Origin of the sequence: Variovorax sp. V35, assembly GCF_041154465.1 — a bacterium.
GTDB lineage: Bacteria > Pseudomonadota > Gammaproteobacteria > Burkholderiales > Burkholderiaceae_C > Variovorax > Variovorax boronicumulans.
In genome coordinates this window covers 3,966,685-3,988,104 of the sequence record NZ_AP028666.1, presented here as the reverse complement: position 1 = coordinate 3,988,104, position 21,420 = coordinate 3,966,685, and the positions used below count along the sequence as shown (strand labels likewise).

The window sequence follows — 21,420 nt, the reverse complement described above, 5'->3', positions numbered from 1 at the left end:
GGCCGCTTCTCCGCGCGAGATGCGAGGAGGGCGGTGGTGCAGGCGCTGTGCGGGTCAGGCTGGCGCGCTTCAGTCCGTGAAGCGCGAGCGATGGGCGTTCAGTTCCGCGAAGGAAGCTGAAGCCGGCGCGCGGGCTTCGTCAGGCCGGGCGGGTCGCCTTGACCCCGCCGCGTGCAAGGACGCGGCTTGCGCAGCGGATGCGCATCGAAAGGGGGGCAAGGAAGGAGGTCATGGCCGCGATCGTAGCGGCGGCATGCGGTAGAGTAAAGAGTCTTTACGAAATTTTCTGCGCCACCTGCTGCATGCGGCCTCGCTGTGGATGCCATGCAACAGCGCCGGGGCCCCGCGATAATTGGCGGTTTGCCCGCCTGCCGCCGCGCGCAACGACCGACGACTGCCTTGCCTTGACGACCCTCACACCTCCCGCCCCCCTGCGCATCGAGTTTCCCGAATCGCTCCCGGTCTCCGGCCGGCGCGAGGAGATCATGGCCGCCATTGCGGCGCACCAGGTCGTGATCGTCTGCGGCGAAACGGGCTCGGGCAAGACCACGCAGCTGCCGAAGATCGCGCTGGCGCTCGGGCGCGGCAAGCTCAATGCCGAACCCGGCAAGGGCCGCCTCATCGGCCACACGCAGCCGCGCCGCATCGCCGCCAGCTCGGTCGCCAAGCGCATCGCCGAAGAGCTGAAGACGCCGCTGGGCGACGTGGTCGGCTTCAAGGTGCGCTTTCAGGACCGCCTGAGCCGCGACGCCTCGGTCAAGCTGATGACCGACGGCATCCTGCTGGCCGAGACGCAGACCGACCCGCTGCTCAAGGCCTACGACACTCTCATCATCGACGAGGCCCACGAGCGCTCGCTGAACATCGACTTCCTCCTGGGCTACCTGCGCGAGATTCTTCCGCGCCGGCCCGACCTGAAGGTGATCGTCACTTCGGCCACCATCGATGCCGACCGCTTCGCGCAGCACTTCGCTTCGGCCAAGGGTCCCGCGCCGACCATCATGGTGTCGGGCCGCACCTTCCCGGTCGAGCAGCGCTACCGGCCGTTCGAGGAGTCGCGCGAGCACGACCTGAACGACGCCATCGCCGACGCGGTCGACGAGCTCTGGCGCGACCCGCACAACGCCGGCGACATCCTGATCTTCCTGCCCGGCGAGCGCGAAATCCGCGAGGCGGCCGATCACCTGCGCCGCCACGTCAGCCACCAGCCGCTGTTCCGCAATGCCGAGGTGCTGCCGCTGTTCGCCCGGCTCTCGGGCCCCGAGCAGGACCGCATCTTCGAAAGCCACCACGGCCGGCGCATCGTGCTGGCCACCAACGTGGCCGAGACCTCGCTCACCGTGCCGGGCATCCGCTACGTGATCGACACCGGCACGGCGCGCGTCAAGCGCTACAGCTTCCGCAGCAAGGTCGAGCAGCTGCTGGTCGAGCCGATCAGCCAGGCCGCGGCCAACCAGCGCGCGGGCCGATGCGGCCGCGTGGCGAACGGCATCTGCATCCGCCTGTACGACGAGAAGGACTTTGCGGGCCGTCCGCGTTTCACCGACCCGGAAATCTTGCGCTCGTCGCTTGCGGGCGTGATCCTGCGCATGAAGTCGCTGCGGCTGGGCGACGTGGCGCGCTTTCCGTTCCTCGAAGCGCCGTCGCCGCGCGCGATTGCCGACGGCTACCAGCTGCTCAACGAACTCGGCGCGGTCGACGACGCCAACGAGCTCACGGCCACTGGCGCCGAGCTGGCCAAGCTGCCGCTCGATCCGCGCGTGGGCCGGATGATCCTGGAAGCCCGCACGCGCGGTGCGCTCGAGGAAGTGCTCATCATCGCCTCGGCGCTCAGCGTGCAGGACGTGCGCGACCGCCCGATGGACGCGCAGCAGCAGGCCGACCAGGCGCACTCGAAATTCGACGACGAGAAGAGCGAGTTCAGCGGCTACCTGCGGTTGTGGAAATGGATCGCCGACGCGCGCGGCGGCCACGGTGACACGCACAAGCTCAGCAACCGCCAGTACGAGCAGCTGCTGCGCCAGAACTTCATCAACATCCGCCGCGTGCGCGAATGGCGTGACATCCATTCGCAGCTGCTCACGGTGGTCACCGAGCACAAGTGGCGCATCAACGCCACGCCGGCCGGCTACGAGCCGCTGCACCTGTCGATGCTCGCGGGCCTGCTGGGCAACGTGGGCTGGAAGCTCGAGGACGACGAGGCCTACCTCGGCGCGCGCGGCATCAAGTTCTACAAGCACCCCGGCGCGCACCTGAAGAAGAAGCCGGGGCGCTGGATCGTCGCGGCTGAACTGGTCGAGACCACGCGCCTGTTCGGGCGCGGCATCGCCAACATCGAGCCGCAGTGGCTCGAGCAGGTGGCGGGGCACCTGCTGAAGAAGCAGCTGCTCGATCCGCACTGGGAGAAGAAGGGCGCGCAGGTCTCGGCACTGGAGCGCGCGACGTTGTACGGCCTCGTGGTCTACAGCGGGCGGCGCGTCGATTTCACCAAGGTCGATCCGGTCTCGGCGCGCGAGATCTTCATCCGCGAAGCGCTGGTCGGCGGCCAGTGGGAAAGCAAGTTCCCCTTCCTCACCGCCAATCGCAAGCTGGTGCGCGAGGTCGAAGGCCTGGAGCACAAGGCGCGCCGGCAGGACGTGCTGGTCGACGACGAACTGATCTTCGCCTTCTACGACGCGCAACTGCCGGCCGACGTGGCCAGCGGCATCACCTTCGAGAACTGGTACCGCCACGCCTCGAAGGACCAGCCGCGCCTGCTCTACCTCACGCGCGACGAGCTCATGCGCCACCAGGCGGCCGGCATCACGACGCAGTCGTTCCCGCCCACGCTGCGCCTGGGCGGTGTCGATTGCGCCGCGAGCTACCTGCACGAACCGGGCGATGCGAAGGACGGCCTCACGGTCAGCGTGCCGCTGTTCGTGCTCAACCAGGTGAACGAAGAACGCTGCGAGTGGCTGGTGACCGGCATGCTCAAGGACAAGATCCAGGCGCTGCTCAAGAGCCTGCCGCAGCGCCCGCGCTCGCGGCTGGTGCCGCTGCCCGAGTCGGCCACCAAGCTGGCCGAGGAGCTGTCGGCGCCCGAACTCTTCGGCACCGGCTCGCTCACCGACGTGCTGCTCAAGCGCGTGCGCGACCTCACGAGCATCGACGTGAAGCGGGCCGACTTCAAGCTCGACATGCTGGCGCCGCACCTGTTCATGAACCTGCGCATCGTCGACGAGCACGGCCGCCAGCTGGGCATGGGCCGCAACCTCGGCGCGCTGAAGGCGGAGCTGGGCGCGCAGGCGCGCGGTGCGTTCCAGGCGCTCGCAGGGCTCAACGTGAAGGCGTCGCCAGCCCCCAAGGCCGCGCCTGCGAACGGGGCCCAGGCGCCGGCGAAGAACGCCGCGCCCGAGAAGGCGGCACCCACGCTGCCCGCCGGCCAGCGCTACACGAGCTGGACCTTCGGCGAGCTGCCCGAGCTGATGGAAGTGCGGCGCGGTTCGCAATCGCTCATCGGCTTCCCGGCGCTGCGCGACGAAGGCGATGCCGTGACCATCGAGGTGTTCGACGAGCCCGCCGTGGCGGCCGCGAAGCACCGCGCCGGCCTGCGTCGCCTGTTCGCGCTGCAGCTGAAGGACGCGCTCAAGTACCTCGAGAAGAACATCCCCGACCTGCAGAAGATGTCGGTCGCCTACATGCCGCTGGGCACCTCGGAAGAACTGCGCACGCAGATCATCGACGTGGCGATCGACCGCGCCTTCCTGCAGGAGCCGCTGCCGACCGACGAGTTCGCCTTCAAGAAGCGGCTCGAAGAAGGGCGCGGGCGGCTCACGCTGATCGCCAACGAGGTGGCGCGGCTCGCAGGCGTCATCCTCTCGGAGTACGCGGCGGCGGCGCGCAAGATCAAGGACACGAAGGTCCAGCCCGACGCGGTGCAGGACGCGGCGCAGCAGCTGCAGAAGCTCGTGGGCAAGCGCTTCATCGCCGACGCGCCGTGGACGCAGCTGCAGCACTTCGCGCGCTACCTCAAGGCCATCGTGCTGCGCCTGGACAAGCTGCGCGCCGACCCCGCGCGCGACACGGCCAAGCTGGCCGAGCTGAAGCCGCAGGAGCAGCGCTACTGGCGCCTCGTGGCCGAGCGCAAGGGCGTGGTGGACGAGCGCATGCTCGAATTCCGCTGGCTGCTCGAGGAGCTGCGCGTGAGCTTCTTCGCGCAGGAGCTGCGCACGCCGCAGCCGGTGAGCGTGAAGCGGCTCGACAAGGCCTGGGCGCAGCTTCAGGCGTAAAAAAAGCCCGCGGCGACGCGGGCTTTTTTCATGATGGCGCGGGCGCTATATGCGGCCCATGAGCACGAGGATCACCAGGACCAGCACCACGAGCCCGAGGCCGCCGCTGGGTCCGTAGCCCCAGGACCGGCTGTAACCCCAGCTCGGCAGCGCGCCGATCAGCAGCAGGATCAGGACGATCAGCAGAATGAACGAGAGGGACATGTTTTTTCTCCTGGGACGTTGTTGTCACGAGCCTCCATGCTCGTCGTCCTGGGGCGCCGCGAGCGCCGGAGAGCCGCCCCTGACGCGGTCAGGGCTGTCCTACCGCGGGCGTCGGCGCTTTACCGGTGCGCCTGCCAGCAGGCAGTGCATGGCCACGCCCACCGCCAGGAAGATGGCGCCCAGACCGCCGACGATGGCGGCGCCGCCCCACAGGTCGAAGAAGCCGTCGAGCCGGGCGTCCTGCGGGTTCGCGGGGTTGAAGAACACGCCCACGACTTCGCCCTTGTCGTAGGCCGGCGGGTTGCTGCTGCTCGACGGCGAGAACTCGACGATCGCGCCCGAGGGCAGGGTGAAGCGCACCAGCGGGCGCCACGTCGGCGAATTGCTGCGGCTCGAACTTCCCGCGGACTGCAGCGCGATCACCTCGCCCTGCGCCTTGCCGGCCGATGCGATGAATTTCGTGGTGTTCTGGTAGAGCAGCCAGCCGCCGACGAGCATGAGCGCGCCGACGAGCGTGAAGATGCGCGTGATGAGGCGGGTGGGGTTCATTCGGGCGGCTTTCAGTTGCGCATCCACTCGGCCGACAAGGTGCCCACCGCGGCCAGCACGAGGCTCGACACCAGGAAGGCCACGGCCCCCAGCGTGGCCAGCAAGGCCCGTCGCCAGGGGCGCGTGCGGAAGAAATAGACCGGAATGCCCAGCAGTGGAAACACCCCCGCGAGCAGCGCCGAGCGACCAGGCGCGGGCACGCCGCGCGCGAGGCCGTCGGCCCGGCACCACGTGTAGCACAGCGCCGAGATGAGGAACACATGCGCCACGTCCAGCGCGGTGTAGTCCTTGCCGCGCAGCGGCGGCAGGAACGCGTCGGCGACGCCCACCACGAGGAACGAGAGGGCCAGGGCCAGCAGGATCCAGCGCGGCCGGTTCATCGTCATCGCTGCCCCCGGAGCGTGGCCGCCGGCGTCAGAGCTTCGCGAGGCGGTCGAGCGCGGCGAGCAGCGTCTCGTCCTTCTTGGCGAAGCAGAAGCGCACCACGCGCTGGTCGAAGCCGTCGCCGTAGAAGGCCGACAGCGGAATCGCCGCCACGCCGATCTCGCGCGTGAGCCAGAGGCAGAACTCGGCCTCCGACAGGTCGCTCACGGCCGAGATGTCCACGCACTGGAAGTAGCTGCCTTCGCTGCGCAGCAGCTTGAAGCGGGTCTTCTCGGCCAGGCCGGCCGCGAACAGGTCGCGCTTGCGCTGGTAGAAGGCCGGCAACTCCAGGTAGGGCTCGGGCCGCGCCATGTACTGTGCCAGCGCGTGCTGCATCGGCGTGTTCACCGTGAACACGTTGAACTGGTGCACCTTGCGGAACTCGGCCATCAGCGGCGCGGGCGCGGCCACGAAGCCGACCTTCCAGCCGGTGACGTGGTAGGTCTTGCCGAAGCTGCTGACGATGAAGCTGCGCGCCGCCAGGCCGGGGAAGCGCGCCACGCTTTCATGGCGCGCGTCGTCGAACACCATGTGCTCGTAGACCTCGTCGCTGATCACGAACACGTCGGTGGGCGCGAGCAGGTCTTCGAGCTGCCGCATCTCGGCCTCGGTCCAGACCGTGGCGCTCGGGTTGTGCGGCGTGTTGATGATGATCGCGCGCGTCTTCGGCGTGAGCGCGGCGGCGATTTTGTCGAAGTCGGGGCGGAAGGTGCCGGGCACGAGCGGCACGCGCACGACCTTGCCGCCGGCGAGGTCGATGTTGGGCACGTAGCTGTCGTAGCAGGGCTCCAGAACGATCACTTCGTCGCCGGGGCGCACGATGGCCAGGATGGCCGTGATGATGGCCTGCGTGGCGCCGGCCGTGACCGTGATCTCGGTCGCGGCGCTGTAGCTGCGGCCGTAGAGCGCCTCGATCTTGGCGGCGATGGCGTCGCGCAGCGACGGAATGCCCGGCATCGGCGGGTACTGGTTGTGGCCGGCCGCCATGGCGGCGGTCACGTCTTCGAGCAGCTTCGGATCGCAGTGGAAATCGGGGAAGCCCTGGCCGAGGTTCACGGCGTTCTTCTCGGCCGCGAGCGTGGACATCACGGTGAAGATGGTGGTGCCGACAGCCGGCAGCTTGGTGGTGATCTCGGGCGTGCGGGGAGAAGACGAAGGGGTGGCGGTGCTCATGGTCGGTCGTCGCGGGGAGAAAGGCTGGAGGATCAGAGTTCGTAGTCTTGTTGGTGGCCGCTCAGGGCCTTCGCGATCAGGTTGCGGTCGAGGCGGTCGGAGAGCAGCTCGGCGAACTTGAAGACGAAGTTGCGCAGGTAGGCGCTGCGCTTGAAGGCGACGCGCGCGATGTTCTGGCCGAACACGTGGCCCATCGGGCGCACCACGAGGTCGGCGTTCGACTCGTCGCGCACGGCCATCTCGGCCACGATGCCGACGCCCAGGCCCAGGCGCACGTAGGTCTTGATCACGTCGGAATCGATGGCCTCGAGCGCGATGCGCGGCGTGAGCTTCTTCTGCGCGAACGCATGGTCGATGCGCGTGCGGCCGGTGAACGACGGGTGGTACGTGATGATCGGCTCGCTCGCGAGGTCTTCGAGCGACACGCGCTCCTTGGCTGCCAGCGGGTGGTCCTTGGGCAGCACCAGCACGTGCTGCCACTCGTAGCAGGGCAGCGTGACCAGCTCGGCATAGCCGTCGAGCGATTCGGTGGCGATGCCGATCTCGGCGATCTCGTCGATCACCATGCGCGCCACCTGGTCGGGCGAGCCCTGGTGCAGGCTCACGTTGACCTTCGGGTAGGCCTCGCGCAGGTTGGCCACGGGCACCGGCAGCACATAGCGCGCCTGGGTGTGGGTGGTGGCAATGGAGAGGGTGCCGCTGTCCTGCGCGCTGAACTGTTCGCCGATGCGCTTGAGGTTGCCCACCTCGCGCATGATCAGTTCGATGCTGGCGATGACGTGCTGGCCGGGTTCGGTGATGCGCTTCAGGCGCTTGCCGTGGCGGGCGAAGATCTCGACGCCGAGCTCTTCCTCGAGTTCGATGATCGCCTTGGAGACGCCGGGCTGCGAGGTGTGGAGCGCCTTGGCCGCCTCGGTGAGGTTCAGGTTGCGCCGCACGGCTTCCTGAACAAACTTGAACTGGTGCAGATTCATATCAAATTCCGTCTTATTGCGGAATTCATTATGCCTTTGAAGTCTATAAAAATGACCGGGACTTCAGGATTTGATGGCAATCCGGGCCAGCAAAGCGACCAGTTCGGGCGATTCGCCCACGATCGGGGCCAGCGAGAAGTCCACGTCGGGCCAGCGCAGCCGCAGGGCGTCCAGTTGCAGCGGCAGGTCTTCGCGGGCGTGCTTGCCCATGCCCAGGAACAGCGGCACGACATGCACCGCGGTGGCGCCGTCGGCAATCAGAGCGGCCGCGGCCGCGGGCAGGTCGGGGGCGGCCAGTTCCATGTAGGCACACAGCACGCGCACGGCGGGGTCGTCTTCGCGCATGCGGGCAGCGACCGCCTCGATGGGCTCGCGCCAGCGCGCGTCGCGCGAGCCGTGCGCGAGCAGCACCGTGCCCGGCACCCGCGCGGTCATCGCCTCAGGACCAGCCAGCTGAAGGCGGTCAGCGACAGCACCGAATAGATCATTCCGGGCGCCGCCGCCGTGAGCCAGGGCGACCAGTTGCTGAGGTTGCCGAGGTAGCCGAACACGTTGTTCAGCAGGAAGAAGCTGATGCCGATCATCACGCCGCCGAACACGTAGGTCGTGATGCCGGCCTGGCGGAAGTGCAGGTAGGCAAAGGGCAGGGCGAGCACCACCATCACCAGGCACGACAGCGGATAGAACACCTTGCGCCAGAACTCGATCTCGTAGCGCTGCGCCGTCTGGCCGTTGGCGTTCAGGTGCCGGATGTAGTCGAACAGGTCGATGGTGCTCATGCGGTCGGGCCGCAGCAGGGCGACCGAGACCATTTCGGCGGTGAGCGAGGTGGGCCAGTCCATCTTCTCGACATGGGTGGTCGTGATGCGGGCCTTGTCGGCGGTGCGGGTTTCGTAGTCCTGCTGCTCGACCTCGGAGAGCACCCACTTCTCGTCGAGGATGCGGGCCGACTTGGCCATGAGCTGCTTGCTCACGTAGCCGTTGCCGTCGAACTCGAAGATGCGCGTGTTCTGCAGCGAGCCGTCGCGCGAAATCGACAGCACATTGACCGCATACGAGGTATCGCCGCGCTTTTCCTTCAGCCAGGCGCCGGTGTTGCCCACGAGCGAGTAGGTGCCCTGGTAGCGCGACTTGAGCAGCTGGCCGGTGCGTCCCGACAGCGGCGCGATGTAGTCGCCGATGGCAAAGGTGAGCACCACGAAGCCCAGCCCCAGCAGCAGCAGGGTGCGCAGCGCGCGCCATGGGCCGAGGCCGCTGGTGCGCAGGATGGTGTATTCGGAGCTTTGCGCCAGCCGCGCCATCACGAAGATGCAGCCGATCAGCACCGTGATCGGCAGCAGTTCGTACAGGTGGCTGGGCACCAGCAGCAGGACGTAGATCAGCGCCTGCACCGGGCCATAGGCCAGGCTTTCGGGCTTGCCCACGGACTGCAGCTCGTCGACGAAGTCGAAGAAGAAGAACAGGCTCAGGAAGCCGAGCGTCACGAAGGCGACGGCCTTCAGTGCCTCGACGTAGATCAGTCGGCGGATGGTTTTCACGAGGTCGGGTCGATCCGGGAAGGCGGTACGGCCGGCAGGGCGCCGGCCGTGGCGGCGCTGGCGCGGGCCTGGCGGCGGGCCGACCAGTTGTTGTTGCGCAGCGTGAGCCAGGCCGTGGCGAAGAGGAAGACGCCGCCGTGCAGCAGCAGCATGAAAGAGCCCATGCCGTAGCGGCCCGAGCTGATCCAGCTCTGGCCCAGGTTCAGCAGGTTGTAGTAGACGACGAAGGCGAACAGCGCGAACACCAGGTTGCCGCTGCGCCCCACGCGCGGGTTGACGCTGGACACCGTCAGCGCCAGCAGCACGAAGTTGATGGCGGCCAAGAGCATGCCGAAGCGCCAGCCCAGCTCGCCCAGGCTGGCATCGCTGCGGTCGCGCAGCAGCGAGAGCGTGGAGCGCGCGCGCGTGGGCGTGCTGTCGCCGGTGGCGTTCGAGCTGCCGCCGGCGCGCGTGCCGTAGGTCTTGAACTCGCTGATCTTCAGGCCCGATTCCGTGAACAGCGGGCGCTCCAGGCGCTGGCCGTTGCTCAGCAGCAGGAAACGGTGGTTGTCGATGTCCTCGATGCGGCCGCTGCGCGCCGAGGTGGTGATCTGCAGGCCGCGCTCGACGGCCCAGATGAACACGTTGGTGGCGGTGGCGCCGTCGGGCGTGTCCTTGTCGATGAAGAACACGCGCAGCCGGCCCGAGGACTCGCGGAACTCACCCGGCGTGACGCGCTCGATGTCGCTGCGCTGCTCGTACTGCTGGCGCATGCCGATGGTCTGCGAGTTGGCCCAGGGCCAGCCCACCAGCGCCATGGCCGCGATGAGCAGCAGCACAGGCCAGGCGAAGCGGAACAGTGGCTGGACGAAATCGGCCAGGCCGCGCCCGCTGGAGAACCAGATCACCATTTCGCTGTCGCGGTACATGCGCGAGAGCGTGCCGACGATGGCGATGAACAGGCTCAGGCTCAGGATGGTCGGCATGTAGCCGAGCACCGTGTACGCCATCACGAGGAAGACCTCCTGCGGGTTCACGCTGCCCTTGGACGCCAGCCCGAGCGTACGGATGAGCATCATGGTCATCACGATGGTGACCAGGACGACGAGGGTCGCTCCGAAGCTGCGCGACAGCTCCTTGCGTAGGGAAGAATGGAATAACATCGTTCGAGGAAAAAAAGGATTATGGACTTTCAACTCAAGACCCTCACCGTCGCCCAGGCCGCCGCCGAGAAATCCGACCTCCTCATCGTGCTCGTCGGCAGCGCTCTCCCCACCGCCAAAGACCCCGTTTCCGTGCTCGCCGCCAGCGCCCGCAAGGCCGGCGACCTGCCCGACAAGGCCGGCAAGCTGCTCGCGCTGTACCGCCCCGAGACCGTGGTGCCCTCGCGCGTGCTGCTGGCCGCCATCGGCGACGGCAAGGCCGCTTCGGTGCGCAGCGCCGTGAGTGCGGCGGTTGCCGCCGCCAAGGCCAATGGCCCCAAGCGCGTCGTGATCGTCTTCGCGCAGCCGGCCGACGCTGCCGCGGTGGCCGCCGCCGTCACGGCTGCAGCCGATGCCAGCTATGTCTACACCACGACCAAGTCGAAGGCCGAGCCGCGCAGCATCCGCCACCTGACGCTGGGCGTGCCCGACGCTGCCAGCCCCGCCATCACGAAGGCCTTCGACGACGCCCGCGCCACGGTCGCCGGCATCGAGCTCGCCAAGGAGTGGGGCAACCGTCCCGCCAACCATGCCACGCCCACGCTGCTGGCCGAAGCCGCCAAGGGGCTGGCGAAGCTGCCGCGCATCAAGTGCGAAGTGCTGGGCCCGAAGGAAGTCGACAAGCTCGGCATGGGTGCATTCGCCGCCGTGGCCCAGGGCTCGGCCGAACCATTGCGCTTCATCGTGCTGCGCTACCAGGGCGGCGCCAAGGACGAGGCCCCGGTGGTGCTCGTGGGCAAGGGCATCACCTTCGACACCGGCGGCGTCTCGCTCAAGCCCGCGGCCGAGATGGACGAGATGAAGTTCGACATGTGCGGCGCCGCCAGCGTGCTCGGCACCTTCCGCGCGCTCGGCGCGATCCAGCCGGCGATCAACGTGGTCGGCCTGATCCCTTCGTGCGAGAACATGAACGACGGCAAGGCCGTCAAGCCCGGCGACGTGGTCACCAGCATGAGCGGGCAGACCATCGAGATCCTGAACACCGACGCCGAAGGCCGTCTCATCCTGTGCGACGCGCTCACGTATGCCAAGCGCTTCGACCCGGCTGCCGTGATCGACATCGCGACGCTCACAGGCGCCTGCGTGGTGGCTCTGGGCGGCGTGCGCAGCGGCCTGTTCGCCAGCGACGAGTCGCTGGCCTCCGCGCTCGAATCGGCCGGCGAGGCCTCGCAAGACCGCTGCTGGCGCCTGCCTCTGGACGACGACTACGCCGAAGGCCTCAAGAGCAACTTCGCCGACGTGGCCAACATCGCCGGGCGTGCCGGCGGCGCGATCACCGCGGCCAAGTTCCTGCAGCGCTTCACGGCCGACTACGCCTGGGCGCATCTGGACATCGCAGGCACGGCCTGGAAGAGCGGGGCGGCCAAGGGCTCGACCGGCCGGCCCGTCGGCCTGCTGGTGTCGTACCTGACGAACCGCGCGGGCAGCAGCAACGCCGCTGCCACCGCACCGAAGGCCGGGAAGGCCGCCAAGCCCGTGAAGAAGGCCGCGTCGCCCAAGGCCCCGGCCAAGCCGGCCCGAAAGGCCCGGTCCGCGCAGTGACCGACATCGGCTTTCACTACAACGCGCCCGACAAGCTCACCTACGCTTGCCGGCTGGTTCGCAAGGCCGTGAACACACGCGGCCTGCGCGTGGTGGTGGTGGGCGATGCGCGCGCGCTCGACACGGTCGATGCCGCGCTCTGGCAGCTGTCGCCGGTCGACTTCGTCGCGCACTGCCGCGCCGATGCGCCGGCCCATGTGGTGGCGCGATCGCCCGTCATCCTGTGCGCCGAAGGTGCGGACGCAGCCTCGCTGCCGCACCGCGAGATGCTGGTCAACCTGGGCCTCGAGGTGCCGGCCGGCTTCGAACGCTTCGAACGCATGATCGACATCGTGAGCGACGAGGCCAACGACCGGCAGGTCGGCCGCACCCGCTGGCGCCACTACGCCGACCGGGGCTACACGATCCAGCCGCACGATTTCGCAAGGAGCGCTTCCTGATGGCCAGCACGCTGCGCACGCCACCCCGGTTCGTCCCGACGCTGACGACCGTGCTCGAGATCCCGGCCGAGCCCGTGCCGGTCGCCGAGACGGTGCGACCCACGGGTGCGCCGGTGTCGCAGCCCCCGCCGCCGGACCCTGCGAGCGCCGTGGCGTTGCCGCCGTCGGTGTCGCTCACGCCGGCCGAAATCGTCAGCCTTGAAGAGCAATTGCTGCACCGCGTGCTGCAGCGCGTCGACCTGTCGCTGGAAGAGCGATTGAGCGACGCCGTGTCAGCTGCCGTTCAGCATCAGCTCGACGAAATGGTGCCGCGTCTGCGCGGCGAAATCGAGGCCGTGCTGCGCGCGCTCGTCATCGAATCCATGGCCGCTGAACTCTGTGAAAACACAGGGGAAAACACAGGGTCTACGCCAACTTCCGGCGCATAAATCCTCGGCTAAACTGCGCCGCAGGTCGGAATGGCGTGAGGGTGCCGCTGGTCTGCGGCGCGAAACTTGCGAGGTCTGAACGCCCGGATCGAACGACCGGTTTTTATATCTTTTCATCCAAGTTCTGGAGGTTCTCATGCAATTGAAATGGACTGCGGTCGCACTGGCTGCACTCACGCTCGTGGCTTGCGGCAAGAAGGAAGAAGCTGCTGCACCGGCGGCACCGGCACCCACGGCTGCGGCTCCGGCCCCTGCTGCGCCTCCGGCTGATGCCCTGGTCGTCAAGATCGGCCACGTCGGCCCGACCAGCGGTCCCATTGCCCACCTCGGCAAGGACAACGAGCTCGGTGCCAAGATGGCCATCGAAGACCTGAATGCAAAGGGCTTCAAGATCGGTGACAAGGTTGCCAAGTTCGTGCTGGTTCCCGAAGACGACGCAGGCGATCCGAAGCAAGGCACCGCCGTCGCCCAGAAGCTGGTCGATGAAAAGGTCAACGGCATCGTCGGTCACCTGAACTCGGGCACCACGATCCCCGCTTCCAAGCTGTACAGCGACGCCGGCATTCCGCAGGTCTCGCCGTCGGCCACCAACCCCAAGTACACCCGCCAGGGCTTCAAGACCACGTTCCGCGTCGTGGCTGACGACACGCAGCTGGGCGGCACGCTCGGCAAGTACGCCGTCGAAACGCTCAAGGGCAAGAACATCGCCGTGATCGACGACCGCACGGCCTACGGCCAGGGCGTTGCCGAAGAGTTCGAGAAGGCTGCCAAGGCCGCCGGCGCGACCATCGTGGGCCACGAGTTCACGACCGACAAGTCGACCGACTTCAACGCCATCCTGACCAAGCTGAAGGCTGCCAAGCCCGACGTGCTGTTCTTCGGCGGCATGGACGCCGTGGGCGGCCCGATGCTCAAGCAGGTCAAGCAGCTCGGCCTGAACGTCAAGTTCATGGGCGGCGACGGCCTGTGCACCGGCGAACTGCCGAAGCTGGCAGGCGACGCCATCGGTGAAGACATGGTGGTCTGCGCCGAAGCCGGCGGTGTCGACGGCGACTTCAAGCAGCCGCTGGAAGACTTCAAGGCCAAGTTCAAGACCAAGAACGGCGTCGAAGTGCAGATCTACGCACCGTACGTGTACGACGCGGTCAACGTGCTGGCCGAAGCCATGGCCAAGGCCGGCTCGTCCGACCCGGAAAAGTACCTGCCTGAAGTCGGCAAGGTGCAATACAAGGGCGTGACCGGCCCGATCGCCTTCGACGAAAAGGGTGACATCAAGAACGGCGCCCTGACGCTCTTCACCTACAAGGGTGGCGTGCGCACGCAGATCGCCGTGGTGCGCTGATCGCATTGCAGCCAACGACCCTTCACCGGGTCGTTCCATGACAAAAGGGCCCTCGGGCCCTTTTTTCATTCAGGGGTGCGCGCCGCCGTGGCGCGGGTCGGCCTTCAGAGCGCGGCCAGGCCCGAGGGACGGTCCGCGTTGCAGTACTCGATGAAGGCGTCCAGGTCGCGCGACTTGTCGAACACCGCGTCGGCGCCCAGGGCCTGGCAGCGCGTGCGGATGTCCGGGGTGACGTAGTTGCTCAGCACCACGACCCGCTGGTGCGGGCCGCGCTCGCGGCAGCCCGACAGCACGCCCAGGCCCGAGCCTTCCTTGAGGAACAGGTCGACGATGAGCAACTGCCAGGCATCGGGGTGGGCGGCGAGCCAGGCGAGGGCGCCCGATTCGGTTTCGGCATAGCCGACGACATGGCCGTTGACGAGGTCCTCGAGGGCCGGGACCAGGTTGTCCCTGATGGTCTTGTTGTCCTCGACGAGGAACGTGATGAGGGCCATGCCGCGGTTTTGATGTGTGAACCAATAGCGTAGCGTGGCGCAAGCGGTCTCCGCGTAGGAGAAGGGAGAACGACGCACGCAAACCGTGCGGAAACAACGGCGGTCAGCGCTTGTCCGACGTCGCCTGCGTGCGGATGCGCGCCTTGAGCTGCTCGGCCAGCGCCTGGCTCTCGTCGCGCTCGGCGGTCACTTCGAGGCGCTTCTCGATTTCCTCGCTCAGCGCCGCATTCACTTCGGCCAGCTTCTCGGCCGACTGGGCGAGTTTTTCCTCGAGCTGGCTGGTGTGCTCGATGGCCTGCGCCACCTCGCCGACCTGGACCTCGTCCGGCAGTTCCTGTTCCAGCACGGTGCTCACGACGGCGAGGTTGTCCGAGGCGCGCTGCACATCGGCGGCCACCTGTTCGCTCTTTTTCAGGGTCTTGTCCAGCGAGGTGGTGCCGCGCGTCAAGGTGGGGGAAGGTCCGGCCATCGAGGCTCCTTTGCGGCAGGCGAAGTGGGGTGGAATGTCGGTCGATTCGATTCCGCGCATCGTACCGCCAGATGCGGCCTTGCTCAGGATTGGCAACGGTTGCTGCGGGGCAACAGGGTTCAGCCGAAGTCCTACGGAATCGGCCGCGAGTTTCGGACTGGGCCGATGGGGGATTTTTGCCGCCCCCGGGAAGATGCAGAACATCCTCTTCCCCCTCCAAGGCTCGCCATGATCAGACACGCACTCGTGATCGACCAGGTCGAACGCACCGGCCTCGCGCTGGCCACCTTCATGCGCCACGCCGGCATTCCCCGCGTGGACGTGACGCGCAGCGGCCATGGCTTTGTCGAGGCAGTACAGCACCGGCGCCACGACCTGCTGGTGGTGGACATCGACACGCCCGAAGTCACGGGCCTGCAGATGATCGATGCCGTGGTCGAGGCCGGCAGCCCCGCCGCGCTGGTGCTCATGAGCGCCCAGCCGCCGCGCATCCTGCAGGCGGCGCAAGACTACGCCCGGGCTCGCGGCGCGCGCGTGCTCTCGGCCATCGCCAAGCCGCGCACCATGGTCACGATGGCGTCGGCGGCGCAGGCCATGGCGCGCGAACGGCGCCACCGGGCCGGGCTGCGGTGCGGAAGCGCCCCACCTGCGAACGGCGCACCGGCGTTCACGGAAGCAGTCCTGCGCGAGGCGCTGGCCACGCGCCAGATCGCCGCCCACTTCCAGCCTCGGCACTGCGCGCGCACGGGCGTGCTGCGCGGCGCCGAGCTGCAGCCGGGCTGGTACCGGCCCGACGACACCTGGCTGTCCGCGGCCGACTTCCTGCCCGCCATTGCGCAGGCCGGCCTGCACGACGCGCTGGTGCAACGCATGCTCGAGTGCGCTTTCGAACTGCTCGGCTACATGCACAAGGACCACGGCCTGCGCCTGGGCGTGCGCGTGCCCGCGTCGGTGGCCGCCTCGGTGTCCTGGGCGCAGGGCGTGGCCGAGCAGGCCGAACGCGCCGGCATCGCCGCCGACCAGCTCGTGCTGGAGATTGCCGAAGACGGCGGCGCGCGCTGCAACGAGGTGCTGGCCGGCGCGGTCGCGCACCTGCGGCTGCGCGGGTTCCACTGCGCCATCGACCGTTTCGGCCAGGGCGACTCGACCCTGAGCCGCTGGTTCAAGGTGCCGTTCAGCGAGCTCCAGATCGACGCGCGCCAACTGGTACAGGCGCGCGAGAACCCGCATGCGCGCCACATCCTGGCGAGCGTGATCGCCATGGCGCGCGAACAGCATGCGACGCTGCTCGTGAAGGGCGTCGACGGCGAGCACGACCTCGCGTTGGCCCGCAGCCTCGGGTGCCACTTCACGCAGGGTGCGCAGCACGCCGCGCCGATGGCCGAGTCGGCCCTCGTGCAGTACGCGGCGCTGCTGCGCTATGCGGCGGGGCGCCCGCAGGCGCCGCACAACCCCGACGCGGGTTGAGGCGCGCTCAGGCGGCGCGCCGTGCCAGCACCGCTTCGGCGGCTGCCTGCAGTTCCGTCCAATCGGGGGCGATCACCGCCATCGCCTCCTGCTTCACCAGGACGCTGAGCCGACCGCACATCGCGGCAATGGCCGGCTCGCCGATCATGGCGAAGGCACCGCGCACCGCATGCAACTCGTCACCGATGACGCGCCGGTCGCCGGTCGCCAGGGCCTCGCGGACCTGCTGCGCGGAAGACGCCAGCGACGAGACCATCGCGTCGTGCAGGCGCGCGTCGAGCGGCGCGTGCGCAGGAGCGACCGGGGCGCTGGCCACCCGTGGCGGCGCAGCAGCGCCCAGCGTCTTGAGGATCGCCTGCTCCAGCGCCGGCAACAGCACCGGCTTGAGCAGCACCCCCGCGAAACCCGCCAGCGAGCATTGCTGGTAGCCCTCCTGCTCCAGGTGCGCCGTGATGGCGACGAGCGGGATCGACGGCATGCGCTCGCGCAGCCGCCGGGCCAGCGTGTAGCCGTCCATGCCGGGCATGTTCAGGTCGGTCAGCACGAGGTCGTAGCGCTGCGCGGCGAACAGGGCCAGCGCGGCGTTGCCGTCGGGTGCCACGTCGGCGGCGACGCCGAGCGCATCGAGCTGGTCGCTGATGAGGGCGCGGTTGGCCGGATGGTCGTCCACCACCAGCAGGCGCACGGGACGCAAGGGCAGGGCCGCGTCGGCAGCCCCGGTGTCCGGCGGTGCGACGACTTCGGGCGCCAGCGCCACCAGCGGCAAGGTCACCGTGAAGCACGAGCCCGCACCGAGCTGGCTGCTTACTGCGATCGTGCCGCCCATCTTGCGCGCCAGCCGCTGGCAGATCGACAGTCCCAGCCCCGAGCCGCCGAACTCGCGCGCGGTCGAGGCCGAGACCTGCATGTAGATGTCGAACAGGTGCGGAATCTGCTCGGGCGGCACGCCCATGCCGGTGTCGGTCACGCGGATCGCGACCGGCGAGGCCTGCCCCGGCGACAGCGGCCCGACCTCCAGCGTCACCGCGCCCGAGGCCGTGAACTTGATCGCGTTGCTCAGCAGGTTGACCACGATCTGGCGGATGCGCGTCGGGTCGCCTTCGTAGCCGGCGGCCAGGCCCGGGTGCACCACGCAGTCGAGCCGCAGTCCCTTGGCGTGCGCCGAAGGCTCGAACATCTGCGCGCAAGCCTGCACGATCTCGGGCAGCGCCACGCGCGTGGTTTCGAGCTTGAGGTGGCCCGATTCCATCTTCGACAGGTCAAGGATGTTGTTGACGATCTCGAGCAGGGTGCGCGAGGCCTGGCGCACCGACTGCAGGCGCCGGGCCTGCACCTCGGGCGGCGCGCCCTGGCCGAGCAGCTCGAGGTTGCCCAGCACCGCATTCAGCGGCGTGCGGATCTCGTGGCTCATGGTGGCGATGAACACCGACTTGGCGCGGTTGGCCGCCTCGGCTGCCTCGCGGGCTTCTTCGCGCTTCTTGTCGAGTTCGTTGCGCTCGGTGGTGTCGGAGAAGCTGCACAGCAGGGCGTCTGCGCCCTGGTAGCGCGTGCGCGTGCATTGCAGCAGCAGCTCGCAGGCCTGGCCGTTCTTCAGCGCCAGCGGCATGTCGGCGTCGTGCAGCGTGCCGCCCTGGGCGCGTTCGCGGTAGAGCGCGGCCATCTGGCGGTGCAGCGGCTCGGGCGGCGCGGTGGCCGCCGCGTAGTGTTCCATCAGGGTGTTCTGCAGCAGCACGCGCTCGTCGTCGAGCGCGATCAGGCAAACGCCGAACGACGAGGTCGCGATGATCGCGCGGTTGAGCTGCTCGCTCTCGAACACCCGCTGCGAGCGGCGATAGGCGGGCTCCAGCAGCTTGCGCCTGAAGAGCAGCAGCAGGCCCCAGAGCGTGCCCAGCACCACCAGCGTGGCGCCGCCGTAGCGCAGCAGCTGCGGCTTCAGCGTGGCGAAGACCGTGCGCCACGAGTAGGCGTAGACCAGCGACCAGCCGGTGCCGGCCAGCGGCGTCGAGAGGCTGAACACGCCCGCGCGGTAGGTTTCACGCGGCAGCGCGGGGCCGGCCTGGCGCAGGCTGTGGGCCAGCGCCGTGGCCATCAGCGCGCCGCCGTCGATGGCGTCGCCCGTGCGGTCGGCCGAGAGCAGCACCCGGCCCTGCGCGTCGACCAGCAGGGCGGCCGTGTCTTGCGGCGTGTGGCGCAGGCGGTCCTGCAGCACGCCCGAGGGCAGGTTGCTCACGAACACCATGAAGGGGCGGCCCTGGGCGTCGAAGCCGGGCTGCACCAGCTTGAAGGGCGATGCCCCCGGTGCCAGCAGGTCGGGCGCCGGCGGCTGCCAGGCCACGCGCCGCTGCATGCGCCACTGCGCGGCGAGTGCCGGGTCGCCGGCGAGATCACCGATGTCGTAGCTCAGGCGCGCGATGAGCGCTGCGGTGTCCGGCAGGCCGGTGCGAGCCAGCGCGCCCTGCAGGCCGCCTTCGGGCGCGGGCATCAGCGTGAGCAGGCGGTGGTCGGGGGTGTAGGCGTAGGCGCCCAGCGGCGAATTGCGCAGCTGTGCGACGGCGGTGACGCTGTAGGCCTGCATCTCGAGCATGCCCAGGTAGGGCGCGAATTCATGCAGGTCGTGGGTGTGGGCGGTGTCGACCGCGGCGATGGCCGGCGTCAGCTGGGCCCCGGCCTGCAGGACCACCTGGCCTCCGTCGCGCACGAAGGCCTCCAGCGTGCCGACGGCCGGCGGCGTCTGGCTGTTCCAGAGCAGCTCGGCATTTACCACGCCGCGGCGCATCGCCGCCTGCTTTTCCTCGATGTCGAGCTGCATCTGCGCGCTGTGCGCGGCCAGCGTGGTGCGCAGGTTCGCGAGTGCATTGGCGGCGGCGTTGTACAGCACGAGGCCCGCGGCCAGCACGATGAGCAGCGACAGCAGCGCGCCGCCGCCATAGAGCAGGGCGTGCTGGTAGCGGCGCAGCAGGTCCAGCTCCTGGGCCTGCCGGGAAGGTGTCGGGGCTGGAGGGGCGCTGGCGGGGAGGGCGGGCGGAGACATGGCGAAAAAGACGCGAATAAAAAATGATTGGCGGAAATGGTAGGGTGAATTGCACGTGGATTTCCATGAATTCCAGGAGTGCTTCTGTTTATAGGACGAGTCCTATGCAGGTATTTCTTTTTCAGGATTCGGCTGAGCCGGTGAGCGAGGCTGGGCTTCTGGAATTTCCATCTGTATTCTGCAGTCGCAGGTGTCGATGAAAAATAAATCATCTGTTCGGGTGGATTCGATCTCTTGCGAACAGATCGCTGGGTCGGCAAGGCTGCCCTGCAAATCGACAGTGACGAGCGGCAACGCCAATGGCCGCGCGACCTTCACGATGAGCTACCAATAGGCAAGCACCGCGCGAGCGATTTTCAGACGGGTCCGATTGGATTTTTGAGGCTGAAAACATAGGATTGAAAAATTACCTTTGTCGCCTCTTTGGCATCTGTGCAAGGGCGCTGGATTGAATATTTTTTAGAGGTCATCGATGATGAATATCTTGTGGATCAAGAAATTGTGGGAATTCCTGCGTGGCAAGCGAATGCAGGCAACCGGCTGCACGCGGCGAAGCGCGTTGTTCGGCGCTTTGGTGCTGGCAAATAAGCCATCGGCCACGGCTCGGAACGACAACTTCCTTTGAGCAGGCGGTCGCACTTGGCCTTGATCAAGATCGCAGGCGGATGGGGCCTCGACCCTTCATGGGGAGCGCGCTTATGCGGATGATCGGACACCGCCTGTCCATGGAGCGCTGCAGGCTCGGCCTGAGCGCCTCCGCCTTCGCGGTGCTCGGTGGCGTCGATGCCTCCGTGCAGGAGGCTTTCGAAAAAGGCGCGCGCCACCCCGACGCGGCCTACCTGGCCACCATGGCCGTCATCGGCATCGACGTGCTGTACGTCGTGACCGGCATGCCCACCTGCACCGAAGACCTGTCGGTGAGCCGCGAGGAGGTGTCGCTGCTGCGCGCCTACCGGACCTCGGACGACGCCGGCAAGAAAGCCGCGCACGCGGCGCTCCAGGCCATCGCGCAGGCCTTCCCGGGCGACATGCTGTCGGCCTCGGGCGCGCGCGCTTCGCAGCCCGCTGCCGCGGCGCCTCCCACCGAAACCGCCTGAGCCGTTCACCTGCGCGCCGCGGCCCCGCCCGCGCAAGACCGGCGGGTAAGATGCCCCGGCGCAGCGCCCGGACCCTCGTCCGCCGGCCACGCCGGCAAGCGAAAGGGAAAAAACAATGGCAATGGACCGCTTCGAAATCCGCGTCGTTCTGGCCGACGACCATCCCGGCATGCTGGCCGGGGTCCGGCATGAGCTGGCGTCGGTCGAGACCCTCACGCTGGTGGGCGAGGTGGCCAATTCGACCGGGCTCATGGCGCTGCTGGAGACCACGCCCTGCGATGTGCTGGTGTCCGACTACGCGATGCCGGCCGGCGAGTTCGGCGACGGCGTGCCGCTGTTCAAGCTGGTGAAGCGGCGCTTTCCCGACACGCAGATCGTGGTGATGACCATGCTCGACAACCCGGCGGTGCTGCACTCGCTGGTGTCCAGTGGCATCCGCTGCATCGTGAGCAAATCGGATGCGGTGGCGCACCTCATTCCCGCCATCCACGCCGCCCGCACCGGCGGCACGTACTACTCGCCGACCATGGACGCGGTGGTGCGCTCCATCGACTGGGAGGTGCGCAGCCGCAACGCCGCGGGCGTGCTGAGCCAGCGCGAGTCGGAGGTGGTGCGGCTGTATGCGTCGGGGCTCACGATCAACGAGATCGCCGAGCAGCTGCACCGCAGCAAGAAGACCATCAGCACGCAAAAGACCAAGGCGATGGAAAAGCTGGGCATCGAGCGCGATGTCGACCTGTTGCGCTACGCGCTCGAAAACGGCCTGACGGCCACGGTGACGGGCGCGCCGCAAGGCTGAC

The 21,420-nt window shown here is 68.1% G+C and carries 21 protein-coding genes; 9 read left to right on the top strand and 12 right to left on the bottom strand.

Features of this window, described 5'->3' with window-relative positions:
* Positions 1-485: 485 nt before the first annotated feature.
* The gene (gene hrpA / locus ACAM42_RS18475) at positions 486-4,268 is read left to right on the top strand and encodes an ATP-dependent RNA helicase HrpA (protein ID WP_369632782.1); all 3,783 of its coding nucleotides are present in this window, start codon (positions 486-488) and stop codon (positions 4,266-4,268) included.
* A 45-nt stretch (positions 4,269-4,313) separates the two neighbouring features.
* Here the strand turns inward: hrpA and ACAM42_RS18470 are convergent, their stop codons facing one another.
* The 8 genes from ACAM42_RS18470 to lptF all read right to left on the bottom strand — a co-directional run bounded on the left by ACAM42_RS18470 (position 4,314) and on the right by lptF (position 10,271).
* Positions 4,314-4,472 carry a DUF3309 family protein gene (locus tag ACAM42_RS18470; RefSeq protein WP_082817953.1) on the bottom strand — a complete coding sequence of 53 codons (159 nt, stop codon included), beginning with the start codon at positions 4,470-4,472 and terminating at the stop codon, positions 4,314-4,316.
* Between the two features lie 99 nt (positions 4,473-4,571).
* On the bottom strand, positions 4,572-5,021 hold the full coding sequence (locus ACAM42_RS18465) for a DUF3592 domain-containing protein (protein WP_369628972.1): 450 nt from the start codon (positions 5,019-5,021) through the stop codon (positions 4,572-4,574).
* A gap of 11 nt (positions 5,022-5,032) precedes the next feature.
* Positions 5,033-5,407 carry a hypothetical protein gene (locus ACAM42_RS18460; RefSeq protein WP_062470211.1) on the bottom strand — a complete coding sequence of 125 codons (375 nt, stop codon included), beginning with the start codon at positions 5,405-5,407 and terminating at the stop codon, positions 5,033-5,035.
* Between the two features lie 28 nt (positions 5,408-5,435).
* Positions 5,436-6,617 (bottom strand): pyridoxal phosphate-dependent aminotransferase, encoded by a 1,182-nt coding sequence (locus tag ACAM42_RS18455; protein ID WP_369628971.1) that lies wholly within the window; start codon positions 6,615-6,617, stop codon positions 5,436-5,438.
* Between the two features lie 32 nt (positions 6,618-6,649).
* Entirely contained in the window at positions 6,650-7,591 is a 942-nt protein-coding gene (locus tag ACAM42_RS18450; RefSeq protein WP_062470216.1) for a CysB family HTH-type transcriptional regulator, read from the bottom strand.
* 63 nt (positions 7,592-7,654) lie between these two features.
* Positions 7,655-8,026 carry a sirohydrochlorin chelatase gene (locus ACAM42_RS18445; RefSeq protein ID WP_369628970.1) on the bottom strand — a complete coding sequence of 124 codons (372 nt, stop codon included), beginning with the start codon at positions 8,024-8,026 and terminating at the stop codon, positions 7,655-7,657.
* Positions 8,023-9,129 carry an LPS export ABC transporter permease LptG gene (gene lptG, locus ACAM42_RS18440; protein WP_369628969.1) on the bottom strand — a complete coding sequence of 369 codons (1,107 nt, stop codon included), beginning with the start codon at positions 9,127-9,129 and terminating at the stop codon, positions 8,023-8,025. Before lptG ends, ACAM42_RS18445 begins: the two co-directional genes overlap by 4 nt.
* Complete coding sequence (lptF, locus tag ACAM42_RS18435) at positions 9,126-10,271, bottom strand: LPS export ABC transporter permease LptF (protein WP_062470224.1); 1,146 nt, start codon at positions 10,269-10,271, stop codon at positions 9,126-9,128. Before lptF ends, lptG begins: the two co-directional genes overlap by 4 nt.
* 21 nt (positions 10,272-10,292) lie before the next feature.
* Between lptF and ACAM42_RS18430 the strand changes: the two genes are divergently transcribed.
* From ACAM42_RS18430 to ACAM42_RS18415, 4 genes are all read left to right on the top strand, one after another.
* Complete coding sequence (locus ACAM42_RS18430; RefSeq protein WP_369628968.1) at positions 10,293-11,852, top strand: leucyl aminopeptidase; 1,560 nt, start codon at positions 10,293-10,295, stop codon at positions 11,850-11,852.
* On the top strand, positions 11,849-12,292 hold the full coding sequence (locus tag ACAM42_RS18425; RefSeq protein ID WP_369628967.1) for a DNA polymerase III subunit chi: 444 nt from the start codon (positions 11,849-11,851) through the stop codon (positions 12,290-12,292). The genes ACAM42_RS18430 and ACAM42_RS18425 overlap by 4 nt, the downstream gene beginning before the upstream one ends.
* The gene (locus tag ACAM42_RS18420) at positions 12,292-12,720 is read left to right on the top strand and encodes a hypothetical protein (protein WP_139701649.1); all 429 of its coding nucleotides are present in this window, start codon (positions 12,292-12,294) and stop codon (positions 12,718-12,720) included. The genes ACAM42_RS18425 and ACAM42_RS18420 overlap by 1 nt, the downstream gene beginning before the upstream one ends.
* Before the next feature lie 136 nt (positions 12,721-12,856).
* Positions 12,857-14,062: a branched-chain amino acid ABC transporter substrate-binding protein gene (locus tag ACAM42_RS18415; protein WP_369628966.1), complete on the top strand. Its 1,206-nt coding sequence runs from the start codon at positions 12,857-12,859 to the stop codon at positions 14,060-14,062.
* Positions 14,063-14,166: 104 nt separating this feature from the next.
* Here ACAM42_RS18415 and ACAM42_RS18410 read toward each other — a convergent pair whose 3' ends face one another.
* Together ACAM42_RS18410 and ACAM42_RS18405 are read right to left on the bottom strand one after the other, a co-directional pair.
* On the bottom strand, positions 14,167-14,556 hold the full coding sequence (locus ACAM42_RS18410) for a response regulator (RefSeq protein ID WP_062470237.1): 390 nt from the start codon (positions 14,554-14,556) through the stop codon (positions 14,167-14,169).
* Between the two features lie 103 nt (positions 14,557-14,659).
* A complete protein-coding gene (locus ACAM42_RS18405) occupies positions 14,660-15,025 on the bottom strand; it encodes a hypothetical protein (protein ID WP_070060782.1) in 366 nt (121 codons plus the stop codon).
* Between the two features lie 228 nt (positions 15,026-15,253).
* Here ACAM42_RS18405 and ACAM42_RS18400 point away from each other — a divergent pair, with 228 nt between their 5' ends.
* Entirely contained in the window at positions 15,254-16,492 is a 1,239-nt protein-coding gene (locus ACAM42_RS18400; protein WP_369628965.1) for an EAL domain-containing protein, read from the top strand.
* A gap of 7 nt (positions 16,493-16,499) precedes the next feature.
* Here ACAM42_RS18400 and ACAM42_RS18395 read toward each other — a convergent pair whose 3' ends face one another.
* Both ACAM42_RS18395 and ACAM42_RS18390 read right to left on the bottom strand, forming a co-directional pair.
* A complete protein-coding gene (locus ACAM42_RS18395; RefSeq protein ID WP_369628964.1) occupies positions 16,500-19,523 on the bottom strand; it encodes an ATP-binding protein in 3,024 nt (1,007 codons plus the stop codon).
* 102 nt (positions 19,524-19,625) lie between these two features.
* A complete protein-coding gene (locus tag ACAM42_RS18390) occupies positions 19,626-19,841 on the bottom strand; it encodes a hypothetical protein (RefSeq protein ID WP_369628963.1) in 216 nt (71 codons plus the stop codon).
* Between the two features lie 154 nt (positions 19,842-19,995).
* On the opposite strand from ACAM42_RS18390, the gene ACAM42_RS18385 reads away from it, so the two are divergent.
* The 3 genes from ACAM42_RS18385 to ACAM42_RS18375 all read left to right on the top strand — a co-directional run bounded on the left by ACAM42_RS18385 (position 19,996) and on the right by ACAM42_RS18375 (position 21,419).
* Entirely contained in the window at positions 19,996-20,148 is a 153-nt protein-coding gene (locus ACAM42_RS18385; RefSeq protein ID WP_369628962.1) for a hypothetical protein, read from the top strand.
* A 73-nt stretch (positions 20,149-20,221) separates the two neighbouring features.
* Entirely contained in the window at positions 20,222-20,620 is a 399-nt protein-coding gene (locus ACAM42_RS18380; protein WP_369628961.1) for a helix-turn-helix domain-containing protein, read from the top strand.
* A 121-nt stretch (positions 20,621-20,741) separates the two neighbouring features.
* Positions 20,742-21,419, top strand: coding sequence for a response regulator transcription factor (locus ACAM42_RS18375; protein WP_062470250.1), 678 nt, complete (start codon positions 20,742-20,744; stop codon positions 21,417-21,419).
* The last annotated feature ends 1 nt before the right edge of the window (position 21,420 follow it).